The organism is Acinetobacter sp. NBRC 110496 (genome assembly GCF_000876115.1).
Taxonomy (GTDB): Bacteria; Pseudomonadota; Gammaproteobacteria; order Pseudomonadales; family Moraxellaceae; genus Acinetobacter.
On record NZ_BBTF01000064.1, the window covers coordinates 1 to 16,783 of the forward strand.

The 16,783-nt window shown below is 40.1% G+C and carries 17 protein-coding genes, 1 pseudogene and 1 other annotated feature; of the genes and pseudogenes, 1 reads left to right on the forward strand and 17 read right to left on the reverse strand.

What is annotated here, in order from left to right; translation table 11 throughout:
* Window positions 1-527: 527 nt before the first annotated feature.
* Window positions 528-974, reverse strand: coding sequence for a ribbon-helix-helix protein, CopG family (locus Aba26S_RS18470; RefSeq protein ID WP_016658834.1), 447 nt, complete (start codon window positions 972-974; stop codon window positions 528-530).
* A 338-nt stretch (window positions 975-1,312) separates the two neighbouring features.
* Here Aba26S_RS18470 and Aba26S_RS18475 point away from each other — a divergent pair, with 338 nt between their 5' ends.
* Complete coding sequence (locus Aba26S_RS18475; protein WP_042892674.1) at window positions 1,313-3,019, forward strand: sigma 54-interacting transcriptional regulator; 1,707 nt, start codon at window positions 1,313-1,315, stop codon at window positions 3,017-3,019.
* Between the two features lie 142 nt (window positions 3,020-3,161).
* On the opposite strand, the gene Aba26S_RS18480 is transcribed toward Aba26S_RS18475, so the two are convergent.
* The 16 genes and pseudogenes from Aba26S_RS18480 to Aba26S_RS18555 all read right to left on the reverse strand — a co-directional run bounded on the left by Aba26S_RS18480 (window position 3,162) and on the right by Aba26S_RS18555 (window position 16,773).
* Entirely contained in the window at window positions 3,162-4,016 is an 855-nt protein-coding gene (locus Aba26S_RS18480; RefSeq protein ID WP_033917428.1) for a fumarylacetoacetate hydrolase family protein, read from the reverse strand.
* Window positions 4,017-4,179: 163 nt separating this feature from the next.
* Window positions 4,180-5,220 carry a 4-hydroxy-2-oxovalerate aldolase gene (dmpG, locus tag Aba26S_RS18485; RefSeq protein WP_033917429.1) on the reverse strand — a complete coding sequence of 347 codons (1,041 nt, stop codon included), beginning with the start codon at window positions 5,218-5,220 and terminating at the stop codon, window positions 4,180-4,182.
* 11 nt (window positions 5,221-5,231) lie between these two features.
* The gene (locus Aba26S_RS18490) at window positions 5,232-6,185 is read right to left on the reverse strand and encodes an acetaldehyde dehydrogenase (acetylating) (protein WP_033917430.1); all 954 of its coding nucleotides are present in this window, start codon (window positions 6,183-6,185) and stop codon (window positions 5,232-5,234) included.
* A gap of 12 nt (window positions 6,186-6,197) precedes the next feature.
* Complete coding sequence (locus Aba26S_RS18495; RefSeq protein WP_033917431.1) at window positions 6,198-6,992, reverse strand: 2-keto-4-pentenoate hydratase; 795 nt, start codon at window positions 6,990-6,992, stop codon at window positions 6,198-6,200.
* 20 nt (window positions 6,993-7,012) lie between these two features.
* Entirely contained in the window at window positions 7,013-7,894 is an 882-nt protein-coding gene (locus tag Aba26S_RS18500) for a transporter (protein WP_033917432.1), read from the reverse strand.
* A gap of 67 nt (window positions 7,895-7,961) precedes the next feature.
* Window positions 7,962-8,789 carry an alpha/beta fold hydrolase gene (locus tag Aba26S_RS18505; protein WP_033917433.1) on the reverse strand — a complete coding sequence of 276 codons (828 nt, stop codon included), beginning with the start codon at window positions 8,787-8,789 and terminating at the stop codon, window positions 7,962-7,964.
* Window positions 8,790-8,826: 37 nt separating this feature from the next.
* Window positions 8,827-9,747 (reverse strand): catechol 2,3-dioxygenase, encoded by a 921-nt coding sequence (locus Aba26S_RS18510; protein WP_033917434.1) that lies wholly within the window; start codon window positions 9,745-9,747, stop codon window positions 8,827-8,829.
* 14 nt (window positions 9,748-9,761) lie between these two features.
* Window positions 9,762-10,070 (reverse strand): 2Fe-2S iron-sulfur cluster-binding protein, encoded by a 309-nt coding sequence (locus Aba26S_RS18515; protein ID WP_033917435.1) that lies wholly within the window; start codon window positions 10,068-10,070, stop codon window positions 9,762-9,764.
* A gap of 11 nt (window positions 10,071-10,081) precedes the next feature.
* Window positions 10,082-11,143 (reverse strand): NADH:ubiquinone reductase (Na(+)-transporting) subunit F, encoded by a 1,062-nt coding sequence (locus Aba26S_RS18520; RefSeq protein ID WP_033917436.1) that lies wholly within the window; start codon window positions 11,141-11,143, stop codon window positions 10,082-10,084.
* Window positions 11,144-11,154: 11 nt separating this feature from the next.
* Entirely contained in the window at window positions 11,155-11,505 is a 351-nt protein-coding gene (locus Aba26S_RS18525; protein WP_033917437.1) for a phenol hydroxylase subunit P4, read from the reverse strand.
* Window positions 11,506-11,594: 89 nt separating this feature from the next.
* A complete protein-coding gene (locus tag Aba26S_RS18530; RefSeq protein WP_033917438.1) occupies window positions 11,595-13,109 on the reverse strand; it encodes an aromatic/alkene/methane monooxygenase hydroxylase/oxygenase subunit alpha in 1,515 nt (504 codons plus the stop codon).
* Window positions 13,110-13,159: 50 nt separating this feature from the next.
* Window positions 13,160-13,432, reverse strand: coding sequence for an MmoB/DmpM family protein (locus tag Aba26S_RS18535; protein WP_033917439.1), 273 nt, complete (start codon window positions 13,430-13,432; stop codon window positions 13,160-13,162).
* A 1-nt stretch (window position 13,433) separates the two neighbouring features.
* Complete coding sequence (locus Aba26S_RS18540; protein WP_033917440.1) at window positions 13,434-14,432, reverse strand: aromatic/alkene monooxygenase hydroxylase subunit beta; 999 nt, start codon at window positions 14,430-14,432, stop codon at window positions 13,434-13,436.
* Between the two features lie 37 nt (window positions 14,433-14,469).
* The gene (locus tag Aba26S_RS18545) at window positions 14,470-14,718 is read right to left on the reverse strand and encodes a phenol hydroxylase subunit (RefSeq protein WP_006581702.1); all 249 of its coding nucleotides are present in this window, start codon (window positions 14,716-14,718) and stop codon (window positions 14,470-14,472) included.
* 312 nt (window positions 14,719-15,030) lie between these two features.
* Window positions 15,031-16,264 (reverse strand): annotated as a pseudogene (locus tag Aba26S_RS18550) (IS3 family transposase).
* Window positions 15,859-15,975 (reverse strand) — a sequence feature (AL1L pseudoknot). Its footprint overlaps the pseudogene before it by 117 nt.
* Window positions 16,265-16,446: 182 nt before the next feature.
* Window positions 16,447-16,773, reverse strand: a complete 327-nt coding sequence (locus Aba26S_RS18555; RefSeq protein ID WP_167541269.1) for a recombinase family protein — start codon at window positions 16,771-16,773, stop codon at window positions 16,447-16,449.
* Between the last annotated feature and the right edge of the window lie 10 nt (window positions 16,774-16,783).

Sequence of the window (16,783 nt, forward strand, 5' to 3'; positions counted from 1 at the left end):
ACTTGGGAATAACAACACTTGTATATTAATATAATAATCAATTACTTAAAAATTCAGTAATGACCAAGAAACCAGTAGAAATCCGCTTTTGTAATAAGTTGGTGAGCTTTTAAGCGGATCTGTAACATTTTGCCAGGAAAATTGATCAAAAAATAATCAATTTAGTAGACAATCTCCATTTCATGCGGATCTAGGTTGCGAAACTATCCCCAATTGCTGTAGATAAAATTTAGGCTATTTTGTAGGCCTAGGCTTACGTGAATCTCGGCCCTTTGCTGCTATGCGGCATACTGGAATTTTCATATTATTGAATGGTCAGGAACAGGAAGTTCCATATAATAAAAAATAAGCACCAGGATGGCGCTATATAAGACATGCAAGAGCACAAAGACCTAATGCTCCACAACTTTTAATTTAAATTCTTGAGAATATTTAGCCATTAAAAAGCACCCTTCAAATTAGACTAAGAGTGTCCAACTTTCGGGGTGCAGATTAGGATGCCGGGGTTTTTTATTTGTATAAGCTATTTAAATAATAGCTTGTTCTTTTAAATGAGATAGTGCAGCAAGAATATATGATGAGTTGAAGGTTACATCGGTATAGGTTGATGGAGATCGACTTCCAGTTTCCTTAAAAATCTTATAAAAATTATCAACTTCATCAGTGCTTAAAGGGCGAATATTATCTTTGTTATTGTGAACAAATAATTTTCCGTCCTCACTAAACATAATAAATTTAGATTTTCTAGATTCAGTTTCTAAATTAACTGGTGTAGAAAAAAATTTAACGAGAGTTTCATATAGATTAATATTCATGTAACTTAACCCTTTGTTTTCATGTATATATTTTTTCGATAAGCTCTCAATACTCATAGAAATAGCTTCTCTGGCTAAAAATGATTTCGTTCTTTGACTCTTTTCAGCCAGTTGATCTAACTGTTTTTCTAATTCTACAGGTAATCGAAGCATCAACATTATAAACAACACAATCTAAATGTATATCAATTAGAGTATATCATTAAGATGGTGGTTTCAAATTTTTTGAACCGCTCTTTCTCTGATTTCAGGGGTATATTTTAATTTTGTCATCGGGATAGTCTCTCAGAATATTGACTCTCCGACAAACCCGGTACGGTTCATTTTATTCAATTGTTTGTGAATACTGTTCCGGATGATGTTAAGCCCTATCAATTAGTTTGAGGAATTTGAGCAACCTTTTATATTAATCTTTATGCAATTGACTTATACCTCTTAGCCCGTATGCTAATACATGCAAGGAACAGATAATAAATATCAGTTGTAGGAACACTCAAATGGCTCAAACGGTTCGTCTCAAGGATTGGGACAAGAGTTCACCAGGTATTTCCGAAATTTCATCGAGACTACGTTTCTCTTTTGAAACAGGACAGATTTGGTTAGATGAAGAACGCATGGTTTTAATGCATTCTTCAGCGTTGATGGCTTTAAGAAAAGAACTGATCAATACACTCGGTATCGAACGTACTCGAGGAGTCTTAACTCGAATTGGTTATACAGCTGGATTACGTGATGCAGAAATTGTAAAGGCCAGTTATCGGGATTTATCAGATCTAGAGCTTTTCCATAAAGGAACCTTATTACATGCATTAGAAGGCATGGTAAAAGTTGAATTAAAAGATATACAAATAGATATTCCAAATGGAAAATATTATATCGATGGTATTTGGAAAAACTCTCTTGACCATTATCTTCATAAAAAATTATTTGGTCCTAACCATTCTCCTGTAGCCTGGTGTGAACTAGGGTATGCAACTGGATATGTAAGCGGTATTATGAATCGCTTTATTCTACATAAGCAGATAGAAACTACACCTTTAGGCCCACATTTCATAGGCAAGCCACTTGAAGAATGGGATGATATAGCAGAAGACCTGAAATATTATCAATCAGACTCAATCGTAGAACAGCTTTTTATTTTACAAGATCAGGTCGAAGATTTAAGAAAATCATTGCCTCATCCTATTTTACCAGTCGATGTCATTGGAAATTCACCACGTTTTAAAGAAGCTTGGTCGCTAGCAAAAAAAGCATCTTCAAGTACTGTGACCGTACTTTTGTTAGGAGAAACAGGTGTAGGAAAAGATGTGTTTGCAAATGCCATTCATAACTCCAGCCCCCGGGCTAAACAACCCTTCGTGGCGGTAAATTGTGGTGCCCTACCCAATGACTTGATTGAATCTGAATTATTTGGCATTGAAAAAGGTGCTTATACGGGAGCACAAACGTCAAGAGAAGGGCGATTTGAACGCGCAGATGGTGGCACCTTGTTTTTAGATGAAGTAGGTGAGTTAAGCCTTAAAGCTCAAACCCGATTGCTTCGTGCACTACAGTCAGGTGACATTGATCGTCTAGGCAGTACCGAAACACGTAAAGTCAATGTCCGGGTTATTGCAGCCACCAATGTAGATTTAGCTGAAGCTGTCGCTCAAGGTACTTTCCGAAAAGACTTATATTACCGGTTGAATGTTTTCCCAGTATCCATTCCGCCATTAAAAGAGAGAAAGGAGGATATTTTAGCTTTGGCTGAGTGCTTTATTGATAAATTCTCTGCTCGAGAAGGCTTACGTATTAAAGGTTTAACAGATAAAGCTATACATGCACTCCAATCTCATGATTGGCCAGGGAATATTCGAGAATTAGAAAATGTCATTGAAAGAGGAATAATTCTAGCTTCGCAGGATAGCTTCATTGATGCCTCCATGCTATTCCCTCCTTCATATACAACTTTACTGGATGAGAATATAGCAGTATTGGATCTAGAGGGAAAAATCTCAGAAACGGTTAAACAACCAATGGAAGATTTTGTTACTGAGCTTCTAGATAAAAAAGTCCCTTTAGAAGAGTTAGAAAATCTAGTTGTGAAAGCCGCTATTGAGCGCTGTGAAGGAAATTTATGTGCGACAGCGCGTTTACTCGGCATTAGTCGAGCACAAATCGGTTATAAATATAAAAAAATATTCAGTGAAACCATACCGAAATAACCACCTTGCAAGTCACTCGCTCATGATAGAAGGGTTTCCCCCCGATGTACTCTTGGTATGGTTAGCTATTCAATAGCTTGCTGAATAAAAATTTGTCATTTCAGCAAGCGAAAGTTTAAGCCAAACCATTTTCAAACACGGTTTAAACTGACACTTTGTTTTCAATTGCACCGATGTTTTCAATTTCACACCTTACAATATCCCCCTCTTGCAAAAATATCTGAGGTTGCATCGCAACACCCACGCCTTCAGGTGTTCCTGTTGCAATTATATCGCTTGGTTCCAAAGTAAATGCTGTCGATAAGTAGATGAGTTGATTATGAATACTGTGAATCATTTCAGATGTATTATTCGATTGCCGAAGCTCTCCATTGACATAACAGCGTAACGCTAATGTTTGAGGATCTTTAATTTCATCTCGAGTCACAATCCATGGACCAATGGGACCATGGGTATCAAAAGATTTCCCCATCGTGAAAGTAGGTGTATGGAATTGCCAGTCTCGTGCAGAAACATCATTTACAACCAAGTAGCCAAAAATAGCATCATCAACATTTTCTATGGTGAGGTACTTTGATTTTTTCCCAATGACGACTCCTAGTTCGACCTCATAATCTAACTGTTGGGTCACCCCGGGATCAATCGTACCAAAGGGGTCATTGATGCAGCTTATCTGTTTATTAAACCACGTTTGATGGCTACTTTTGGCAACGCCTAAGCGATCTGCTTCATCCGCATGCTTTTTATAGTTCATCCCAATGGCTAAAAATTTACCAGGTCGAGGGATGGGCGCCAATAAAATCACTTCTGATAAAGCATAATGAGGAGAAGCTCCCTCACAATAGGCTTTAACCTTTTCCAAGGCATCTGCACCATGTTCAATGATGCTCTGTAAATCTTTATAGGGTAAGTCCGTTTGATTAAAATCAACAATCCCGTTATCGAGAACCAAGCCACATGAAATTTCATGACCAATTTTAAATCTAACTAACTTCATCTTTTTGACCCTTTTATTTTATTATATTTTCAGAATGCATCATTCCATTGATACTTTATTCTTCATGGCACTTTAATGATTCAAATGATCACCTCAAAGCTCGAGTGATAGAGACCCAAAGTCTTGAATCTCTATGTAAAATGTACCCACTTTAAATATGAGCTTATTGAGCTTGAAAATTGGCTTGTTGAGATTTCAGCATGTTCAGTGCTACATCAACAATCATGTCTTCTTGTCCACCGACCATTCTGCGTTTACCCAGCTCCACTAAAATATCGAAGGCGGAAAGCCCATATTTTTCTGCAGCGGTTTCAGTATGACGCAGGAAACTTGAATACACCCCTGCATAACCGAGTGCCAAGGTTTCACGATCCACACGTACCGGACGTTCCTGTAACGGGCGCACAATATCTTCAGCGGCATCAATCAAACGTTTAACATCACAGCCATGATTAAGTCCCATACGTTCAACTGCAGCAATGAACACTTCAAGCGGTGCATTACCTGCTCCTGCCCCCATCCCCGTCAAACTTGCATCAACACGGTTACAGCCATGCTCTAAAGCGACGATGCTATTTGCTACACCTAAACTTAAATTATGATGGGCATGCATACCGGTTTCAGTCTCGGGGTTGAGCACATCTTTCATGGCTTTAAAACGGTCTGCGATGTCATACATATTCATCGCGCCACCCGAATCCACCACATAGATGCACTGTGCACCGTAGCTTTCCATCAGCTTGCCCTGCTCGGCCAAACCTTGCGGTGTATTCATGTGACTCATCATCAGGAAGCCCACCGTATCCATACCGAGTGATCGAGCATATTCAATATGCTGTTTGGATACATCAGCTTCAGTACAGTGGGTGGCCACGCGTACCACACGTGCACCAGCATCATAAGCGGCTTTCAGGTCATGCACCGTACCAATACCGGGAAGCAGCAAAGTTGCGACTTTGGCATGTTTGACTTCGCTAGCAACTGCTTCAATCCACTCCAGATCGGTATGCGCACCAAAGCCATAGTTAAAGCTTGAGCCTTGCAAACCATCGCCATGGGCAACTTCAATACTGTCGACTCCAGCTTCATCCAGAGCACGGGCAATCTGACGCACCTGATCGAGTGAATATTGATGGCGAATGGCATGCATTCCATCACGCAAGGTCACATCTGACACATAGATTTTTCTTTCTTGATCAAACATTTCAATTCTCCTTACGCAATTTCTTCTTGTTGTGTATTGCTTAAATGGGTTTCGGCAAAGCGTTCTGCCGCAGCCAAAGCGGCACTGGTCATAATGTCCAGATTACCTGCATAGGCGGGTAGATAATGTGCAGCGCCTTCCACCTCAAGAAATACAGAGACTTTTAAGCCTGACAGTTTGCCTAGACCCGGAATATTCAGTGGTCGGTCTGCATTAAATTCTTCGAACTGGACTTCCTGTTTCAGACGATAGCCAGGTACATAAGCATGCACTGCATCCGCCATTTCTTTGACTGATTGGCGAATCGCGTCCTGATCGGCACCGGCTTCAGCCAGGCAATACACGGTGTCACGCATAATCAATGGCGGCTCGGCCGGATTCATGATAATGATGGCTTTGCCTTTTTCCGCCCCGCCGACTTCTTCAATGGCTTTCGAGGTGGTTTCGGTGAACTCATCAATATTGGCGCGTGTGCCCGGACCGGCAGACTTACTCGCAATCGATGCAATAATTTCTGCGTAATGCACTTTTGCCACTCTGGACACGGCACGTACCATGGGAATGGTCGCCTGACCACCACAAGTGACCATATTGATATTCGGGGCATCCAGATGCTCATCCAGATTCACCACCGGTACCACATAAGGACCAATGGCTGCAGGTGTCAGGTCAATGACTTGAATGCCATATTGCTGCAACACTTGATTGTGATGAGCATGTGCCCCTGCTGAAGTGGCATCAAACACGATTTTAATATCTTTAAATGAAGGCAGTTTTAACAAACCTTCAATACTTTCTGCAGTGGTCTCAAAACCAAAACGTGCAGCACGGGCCAAGCCATCTGAATTGGGATCTACACCCACCATCGCGCCCATTTCCAGAAATTTGGAATTACGCATGATTTTAATCATCAGGTCGGTACCGATATTGCCCGAGCCAATAATGGCACATTTAATTTTTGACATTGTTTTTGTTCCTTATTCTGTTGATGCGGAAAAAACTGCGGTGACGGGATCAAAACCGTCAATTTCCACCACAAACTCATCGCCTGCATGTACCCCCACCATGGGGCCAAGTGCGCCAGTTAAAATGATGTCACCCGCCAGTAATGGACGACCACGACGTACCATTTCATCTGCCAGCCAAACAGCTGCATTGAGGGGATTTTCCAAACAGGCTTTGCCTTGTCCTTCAGACACGATGTTGCCTTTATGGGTCATTTTCATCCGGCAATTGACCCAATCAATTTGATCTACCGAGACTTTTTGGTTACCCAAAACTAAAGCCGCACTCGATGCATTATCTGCCACCGTATCCAAAAGGGAGATTTTCCAGTTTTCAATTCGGCTATCCACCACCTCAATCGCAGCCACGGCATAATCTGTGGCAGCAATAATATTTTCTATCGAGTGCTGTTTTTGGTCTAAGTCATGTTTAAGTACTAAGGCAATTTCTGCTTCGACTTTGGGCTGAATGAAGCGTTGAAATGTAATACTCTCTCCATCCTGATAGCACATATCCTCAAACAACATGCCAAAATCAGGCGAGTCGACACCTAGTTGTTTCTGAACTGCGGCTGAGGTAAGACCAATTTTTCGGCCCACTAAACGACGACCCTGACTCACGGCTCTTTCGGTATTGAGATTTTGAATGGCGTAAGCTGTATCTACAGTCGACCCTCCCGGGAGTTGGTCGCGAATAGGCGCAATCGCTCGCTGGTTCTGTTCTGCTTGATAGAGCTGATCTGCCCATTTTGATAAACTGTGATCCATCGTTGTCAATCCTTATTTCCTTAAAATGACCAGACAAATTTAAGCCAGGTGGCATCACCTTTAGGGCGGTTCTCTACTTCAGTTTCTTTTAAGTACTTCGCTTCTAAAGCCCAGCCATCTTTTTGATAATGAATACCTGGCCCATAAGCGAGGGCTTGTCCACGGAAACCAATATCAATATCTTCAACTTGATCGGATTGGGTTTGTTTAAAAGCGTAGCCCTGCACAGCAAGGGTTAAATTCGGGTTGAGCTTATAGCCCACGCTATAGTCAGCAGCAAAATATTCACCCGAGTGATAGTTAGTGTCTTTATTTTCGGTGTTGAAGCTATATGACATTTTGGTTGAAATATCCCAACCTTGTGGCTGACTAAAGGTATAAGCAAGAATTGGTCTGAAGGTATAATAATTTTTGCCTAAATTGGCTAAATCATTTTGATCATAATCTCCGGTAGGAAAAATGGTTTCTACCGCAGCAACCCAATGATGATTGCCCTGATGCCAACCGAGCATCGGTGCAAAAATAAGATCACCTAATCCACTGTTATGATCGCGTTGCCCCGCCATTTTTAAACGCAAATCAACTAAAGGCTGGGCTGCATAAAAACCCAATTGCCCACCCAGTAACTGCTGTTCCGTCATCCAGACTAAACGTGGCACTACAGCCTTGGCATCAATATCAAAGTCTGGAATTAATGTATTACCATCAGAACCAACAAAGTTGGATGCCGTGTAATTTTGGTAATAGGTCAGTAAATATAAACCAGGTGGAGGAAGTGCACCTGCTAAAAGTCCTTCTGCACCTAAGGCAAAAGAGTCTGAACCGTTTTCAGTTGCATATATACTTGCGGAAAATACGCACGCAAGTGCCCCTGAAATTAAGCATAAGGTCTTAATTTTCATTTCAAATCCTTCTTAATATTTTTGCTAGCCTGTACGCAACCTTGCTACAGGCTTTTAGAATCCAGACTTATTCGTTGAAGAAATCTCTAAGTAATTTGGCAAAACGTGCACTATGTTCTATTTGTGCCCAGTGACCACTTTCTCCAAACACATGTAACTGAGCATGCTGGATGAGTTCAAATAATTTAGTCGATGTTTCTAAAGGAATCACCTTGTCTTCACGACCATGAATAATCAACGTGTCATGTGGCAATTGACGAATTTTTTCTTCTGGACTCACTAAAGCATCAACCCAACGCTGACGGGGTGCTGGGAACATCGCAGCAAAAGATTCCTGAAAACCAGGACGAATACTGGCTTGATAACGCAGTTCAGCCAGCTCATCATTGACCAGTTCTCTACTATAGGCAAAGGTATCCATCAACTTTCGCATATTTTCAAATGAAGGTTCATAACCCCAAACACTATCCAATCCAGGTGTGATCTCAAAAGGAACGCCCACACTCCCCATCAGAACCAGACGACGTACTCGTTCTGGATAAGCAATCGCAAAAGCTAATGAAATACTGCCACCAAAAGAGTTCCCTACCAGATCGGCCTGTTTTACATCCAGTGCATCAAATAAATCCTTGAGCTGTTGCACCCAATGTTCTTTGCTATACACCACACCTGCGGGACGCTCGGTATACCCAAAACCCAGCATATCTGGTGCAATTACACGACGGTCTTTTGCTAATTCCGGCATCACCAAACGCCAATTTGCCCATGCGGTAACACCTGGGCCTGACCCATGCACCATCACCACAGGAAAGCCTTCTCCTACATCATGATAATTGGTGAGGAAATTGCCGGTTTTAATTGAATTGACGATTTCTTGATTTACACTAATATTCATTTTTCATTCTCACATTTTGTATTATTTCTTTTGACAATCAGGTCATGACATTAAAGAAAGTTTCACTGAGTTTGCGTTCAGTAAAGAAAATCGCGCGCGGTAGTTCATCTGCAGTCCATGTTAAAGTCGGACGATCCGAATACCAGATATAGCCGCCACTAAACACTTCATTGCGATTACCAGATGGGTCAAAAAAGTACAATGTTTCTCCACGGGTAATACCATGTCGTGTTGGCCCAATTTCATGAGAAACATCATGATTGGCAATCGTGTCTGCAGCAGATAAAACTTGCGCCCAAGATTCCACAAAAAATGACATATGATGTAATTTTCCCTTATCTGGCGCAAAGATGAAGGCTACATCATGAGGTTTGTTACTACATGACATAAAAGCAGCCATCATGGTTTCGCCATCCAGCACTTGCTCGGCTAAGTCAAAACCTAAAATATCTTTAAATAGACGGTAACTTGCCTCGACTCCTTCACCCATTAACGCGCAATGATCGAAACGGCTCGGATGCACGCCTTTCAAATTCTTCGCTTGTACGCCTGGATTGGTAGTAGGCATGCCATTCCCATATAAATCTTTATGAGCATATAGTTCAAAAACATGACCAGTGGGTGCAGTAAAGCGTACACGCTCACCGGTGGCTAAGTTGGTTCCGGCGGCAATCCATTCAATACTAACCCCATAGTCTTCTAAGGCTTGAGCCAGACGTTTTAACTCGGATTCGCTAACGACTTTAAACGCCATACAATCCATACCAGGAGAGTCCGCTTCACGCAGTATTAGGCAATGATGGTCATGCTCATCCCAAGCTTTTAAATAGACTCGTCCCTGTTCATCTTGTCCAGTTTTAATCAAACCAATGACATTGACATAATGATTAATTGATTCATCTAGATCTAAAACTCTGAGCGCGACATGGCCCGGACGTGAAACTGGTTTATTATTCATCTCTACTTCATCCTTTAAGTTACATGCAATTTTTTTTTGCAGTTTTTTAATCCCAATACTTTTACTTCTAAATCACTTTCAGGGTACAAGCGGCAAGCTAAACCAATGCCTTGTGACTGCTCGCATTCACTCACATGTTCTCGGCTCATCTTCTTGCTATGATAATTACCACTTAAAACTTGAACTCGACATACGCCACAGCCACCGCCCCGACATCCAATTGGAATTCCTTTTCGTGCCAAGCGCTGCATGCCTTCAAGTAAGCTATTCCCACTATTGGTGTAAAACTGTTCATCACTATTTGTTAATCGAATCTGGTGCATAACCTCACCTCTCAAATATTTCTAAATAATGGGCTCCGTGTTGCCTGATTGGCTGCATCTGCTGCGCTTAAGAATTTTTCCATATGAATATCACGCTCATATAAGCGGCCACGCATTAATCCTCGAATAGCGGCTTCAATCATCGGAGGTGGTCCACATAAGTAGGCCTTGTGATTACGAAAATTATTGTCATAAATACGAATAGCGGCTTCATGTACAAACCCACGTTCGCCTTGCCAATCACTGGATTCACCTTCATCAGACAAGACTGGGAAATAACGAAATTGGGGATGTTTTTGCGCTAATTCTTCAAATAAGTTTTGATAGTACAATTCACTACGATTTCTTGCACCTTGGAACAAGGTAATTTGACGAGAATCGCCATTTTCAAGCAGCTCTAAAATCATAGATTTAGGGCTAGATAAACCTGATCCTCCGGCAATAAAAATCACTGGATTCGGATCAGAATGACGGGTATAGAAGCGTCCTAGAGGACCGCTGAATTTAAGTTTCTGGCCCACTTCCAGGTCATCATGTAACCAAGAAGTCCCTATTCCACCCGGCACTTTACGAATATTCAGTTCAATTAAGTGGGTTTCCGAAGGTGCACTTGCAATCGAAAAAGCACGTGGTTCAGGCAAGCCTGGAATATACAGATTGATATATTGCCCAGCTTGAAACTCTAAGCCCTCATCGACTTTCAAGAAAATGCCTTTAATTGTTGGTGTTAACTCAACAATTGAATCGACAGTCGCTTCGAAGTCACGTAGAGGAATAATTTTTGCGTCTGGATCCTCATCAATTTCTACTTCAATGGTCAGATCAGATTGAGGAATGGCACAGCAAGCTAATGCCTTACCTTCTGCACGCTCCATATCCATGAGTGCAAAAGGAGAAGCTTCACCCAAGTCCACTTCACCTTCGAGCACCTGAACTTTGCAAGTAGCACATAAACCATGACAACAGGCATGAGGTAACCAGATACCCGCACGAAGCGCAGCATCTAGAATATTTTGCCCTTCCTCAACATCGATCACTTGACCTAAAGGTTCAATTGTTACTTCATACGTCATCAGCGATCTCCTTACGAATTTAATAAAACTGGTGTGCGCAAAGAAATTAATGCTTTATGGCCTATTCCAGCACTTTCGAAAGTCGATTCCTCATTTAAATCAATACGATTTTGCTTAAAAATCCACTCAGCTTTACTCCAGTCAATCTCATTCCAATCTGCATGGCTAGCGAAAGAACTAGAACCCAAAACATCCTGAATAAAAGATTTAATCGTAATATTTTGATCAACCAAAAGTGCGATAGGTGAACAAAATCTCAGATGCTCCTGCCACTCTACAAATATGACTTTTTTTCCATTAAATTTGTCTGCGCTGTCACGAACTTCACCGCGGTAATTCTCATTCAAGGCTACGATAGGCATAATAAGCTCCTAAACGGTACTATTTCCTTTAGTACCGTTATTATTATAAAAATTTGAATTTACTAACTATTTAGATATAAAAGGTTATTTTAAGCCTTCCATGCCGTCCAATTTTTCGCATCCATGGAATCCTCATAACCACCAGTATCTGAGTCAGGATTAAAATGTGCCCACTTAACAACATCTTCAGGTGCAGGTCCGCCCCCTTCACCTTTCAATATTTTCTGAACAGGTATATTAGCTTGCACATATTTCTGGGGCTCATCATCAAAAATATCTTTACAGCCATCTGAACAAAATTGATAATTTTCACCTTCAAATTCAGATTCACGTAGTCGAAGTTTTGTTGGATTATCAATCTCAGTAAACATCATCGGTAACTGACAAGTCTGGCATAGACAAGGCAAACTAGTGTTATACCAACGCTTACCTTCTTTCTCTAATGCTCTCCATTCTTCAAATCGTGGTTTATAAATTTCATTAAAGCTTTCAGGATATTCTTTTTCTAACCACTCCATCTCTTCTAGTTTAGGTAACCACGTATGAAAACCAGCTGCCCAGCAATATTGATAAAGTGCTGCCCAAGTCTGATGGGTAATATGCTCTTTTTCTTTTACAGTATCTTCCCAGTATTTAGGCATACGAATACCATATCGCTCTAAATCGCTAAACAATGTTCCACCATTTTGTTCGAAGTAAATCTCCCAGCCTTCACGCCAAGACATAATTTTCTTCGGCAGCATGTAATCCATCATCGTACCAACCAAGGTCAGTAAGCGGTAACCGCGCCAGAACCATTTATCAATCCATTTTTGAACAATTGGGACATTATCTGGATCTTGTTCAAGAATAAACTTAATCGCCTCAAGACCCAGTGTCATATGACGTGCTTCATCCGACTGGGCAGAAAAACCAAAGGTTACTGTAGCCATATCACCGTTATAGGCTGCGCCAGACATAAATGGCATAAATAGCAAGTTAGTCAGCACATATTCAAATGAGAAGGAAATCGACACCAAGAACTCAAATGGTCCAGCAGACATTGCATCATTAGTAAATGATTTAGGAACAGCTAGATACCAAACTCTATCGTAATTTTGTGGCCATGAATGAAAACCATTAAAATATTTATTGTAATGGCTTAAAGTATGAACTTGAGTTTGACAATGACGTAATTCATCGATTGCTTGCATTTGACATGCAACTCGAGTACCGGCGCCTCTAAACTGACGTCCAAGCATGGCAAAACCACGGTGAGCACCATATTCAATTGGAGTAACTGCAGTTAAAAATAATTTAATTGCATTAATGTAGCGCCCATCAGATACATTTAAATGCCCATTATTTTGTGAAAACGCATCAATAATTGCATATAGTTTCTTTTCTTTTTCAGCTTGGTATTTCCAGTAAGAGTCCATAGTTAAGCGGAATGGATCTTCCCATTTATCCCAGTCATGAATTTTAATACCTTCAAACTGATCATAAGGATAAACTTTATCCATAGGTACATAGCTCGTATCCCATCCTAGATCTCGAGTCATTACCGCATATTTATCTTTCAAACTTAATTTTTTCTTTGCATCTGCATTAAACTTTATATTCATTTTTACTCTCCATGCGACCTTATCTATCAATAATCCATTGATTGAATTAATTATTGAAACCATCCGACTTTAAAATAATCTTCTGTCTCATCTATGCTTCCACCTAAACTAATTAAATTAATGTGAATTTCCTGAAGATCCCATTCCCTACCAATGATTTCTTCTACAGTTTCCTTTCTTATTTCTAGGCAACCCAAAGCATTGATTTTTACCAGTGCAGGCATATATTCAATCGATGCGTGGGGATTATCTTTTTCAATTGCCTCAACAATCGGGCGAGTATCGTCATTGGCTTGCAATGCAATAAAAACATGTTTTGACATATTAAATTGCTCCCTGATTTAAACCAATTTTGACCAAGCGCTGCTCAAAAAGCTCATCAAAAGTTTCGATTTCTAAACTTTCTAAATTCAATCCTTCAATCAAAGATTTCACGGAATCATGAGCTAATCCCTGCCATTTCTGAATCCAAGTCTTAAGCTGTTGCTGATTTTCTTCTGATTCATTAGCAATATTTTTTAAGACTGAATTTATCCACGGAGTTGTTTCATCAAACCAGTCAGACATAAATACCGTAATCATATCGAATGCTGTTGCACCATTCTCAAGCAGTTCATTTTCAATAAAATAGCGAACAAATGGATAGATATATCCATCAAAAACCAAATTTTGCGCAACAAATAATTCGGCCCAGTCTTCAAGGATGAACATCTCTTCTAAATTCTTACGTAGAGGTTGCCAGCAATCAGATACCAACCATTCTTGCTTAGCCAACTCGATTAAAGTTGTTTGATTATTATCGAGAAGTAAGCCTACACGCGTTAAGTACTGAGCCGTCCCAAGTCGATCCATTGTTGCGAACATGGTGGCATTGGTAAGCGTTGCTCCATAAGCATAACCAGTTATATAACTGTTGTTCATATTTGCTCCCCATTCGTAATGACGAAGTGGGAGTAGTAATTTCGTTACTTTGTTTAGAATTTCTTCAGAAATATTTCTTAATAAATCGTGTTTTTCAACAAGCGTAAAATTACTTTCTAAAATCTCTTGTTGTTTAGCTCGAGTTTGGGTATAAGCCCCATAATAAAATTGACGAGGATCTTTAAGCACGTACCAATCTTTCATTTGGATTACAGTACGGCCCTTATCGTAAAGATCAAATTCAGGCTGCCATAAAGGTTTGTAATGAAAATTAATTTCTTCCTGAATATCGTAGGTCGCTTCTTGATAACGTGAAGCTGGTTTATCACCAAATCTTTTTTCAATATAAGCATAAGTATTTCTTAAAGGCTTAACTGAAGATGTTTTAATATCAATTTGCATATAAATCTTCCTGATTTTTTAATAAAGACTAGAGTTTTTATTCTCTAATACCGGCCTGTCCAAATCGCCACTTCATGCGGTCATATTCAATCTTTGCAAAATCATCCGTACTTAGGTGCTGTACTTGATGGTGTGCGCAGAATTCTTCAAAAGCCTTGACTGGCATAATCATTTCTACAGCTAACTCTGGATCACCTATCGAAAATTCAAATTCGATATATTTGTCACGCTGAGTCCCTGTAACATGAATAAAGCAAGGAGGCTGTTCTACATTGAGTTGCTGCATACCAAAATCCTCATATTCTCCATAAGATTATTGCAACTTGCATGCCAATTTTATTTATTATTATTTTTCAAATATTTATGATTTTCTCTTTTTTATTTCATACAATGTTCTTTATCAAATTCTTAAGTCACAATGTATGACTTAAGAAAATTCTCAAGTGTTTTATATTTTCTCAGTTGTATAAGCACTTATAGATGATCAAAAAAAAAAGAAGCCAAAGCTTCTTTTTTTGATTTTCCAACTCGCATTGATAGCCCCTATAATTCAATCAACTGAACCGTACCGGGTTTGTCGGAGAGTTTTTTATTTAAGTTAGGCCACCTGACCTAACGGGTTAATCTTATCATAGTACATTGCTTCAAAATCAAAAGGTGATACATAACCTAGTGCACTATGTACACGCTCTTTATTGAACCAATCTACCCAATTTAGTGTCGCAAGTTGTACATCCGCTAAACCTTGCCAATCTGCTTTTAGATATTCAATCACCTCTGTTTTGTATAAGCCATTCACCGTTTCAGCCAGAGCATTATCGTATGAATCACCAGTTGTACCGACTGATGCTCGTAAATTTGCTGCTTCTAAACGATTGGTATAGCGAATGGAAAGATATTGCACACCTCTGTCGGAATGATGAATCACATTCTTTGGCATGCCTCGATCATGCAATGCTTGCTCCAATGCATCGAGCACCATATCTGTATTCATCCGTGTCGATACTTTCCATCCAACAATTGCTCGTGAGAACACATCAATAATAAATGCAGTATAAACCCAGCCTGAATTTGTTTGAATATACGTAAAGTCACTCACCCACAGTTGGTCAGGATGATCAGCAGTAAAATTACGTTTTACCAAGTCATCCGCTCGTTTTTGATCATCTCGGCTACGGGTGGTTTGTTTGTTCTTACCACGCCAAACACCTTTTATACCTAGCTTTTGCATTAATCGAGCAACAGTACAGCGCGCAATAATATAGCCTTCACGTTTCAGTTTTTGCCAGACTTTACGTACACCATACCGACCTGAACTTTCCTTCCAAATTCGTTTAATCTCCTCAGCATGATGCAAGTCATGTAAATCTCGCTTTGCTCGATGTTCTGGATTTTCACAGAGATCTAGAGTCCGGTAATAGGTTGAAGGTGCGATCGGTAAAATTCTACAAATCGCCTCGACTCCGTACAGCTCTTTATTATTATGGATAAAATCCACCATTATTTGTGTGGGCGGTCGAGCTCCGCCTGGGCGAAAAAAGCGGCTGCTTTACGTAGAATTTCATTGGCGCGTTGCAGTTCTTTATTTTCGCGTTCGAGTTGTTTGATACGTTCTTGGTCTGAAAGCTGCTGTACTTTAACTGGATTTTGTTTATCTAAATATTTTTGATACCAAACACGTAGTGTTTCAGGAGTACAACCCTTGCGCAGTATACTGCTCAGGGAGCAATAGCGGTGATCGCAGCCCAATTCGATGGATAATCTTTCTCGGATTCAATCAATAATTGAACCGCTCTTTCTCTGATTTCAGGGGTATATTTTACTTTTTTCATCGGGACATTCTCTCAGAAAGCTTGGTCTCCGACAAACCCGGTACGGTTCAAAAATCTTCCATTGATTTATTTATATCTGTTAAACCAGTCGCATTATGAAATGTAATATAAGTAGAAATTTCAGTATAAATGGTCATGATCTTTTCTAAATTTGAATATCTAAGCGTCTTCATTAATCAACCTTATTGATTATTAGTTTCTTCTTTTAAAGCTCTTTGTACTGTTGCTATCCCTACTTTAAACTTTTCTGCAACACCTCTAAATGTTGAATTTTCTTCAGCCATTGCTTTTCGTATTTCAACATAGTCAACCTTCCGCTTTCTTCCCTTATATAAGCCCTTCGCTTTGGCTTTTGCAATTCCTTCCTTTTGACGCTCACGGATCATGGAGCGTTCAAACTCTGCAAATGCAGCAAGCATCTGAAACGGCACTGTTGCAAATAGAGATTTGAGTCGATGAAGTTCCTTTTTAAAAGTGCTTAGAGACCGAAAACCCTGTTGATTAGACACACTTCACCTT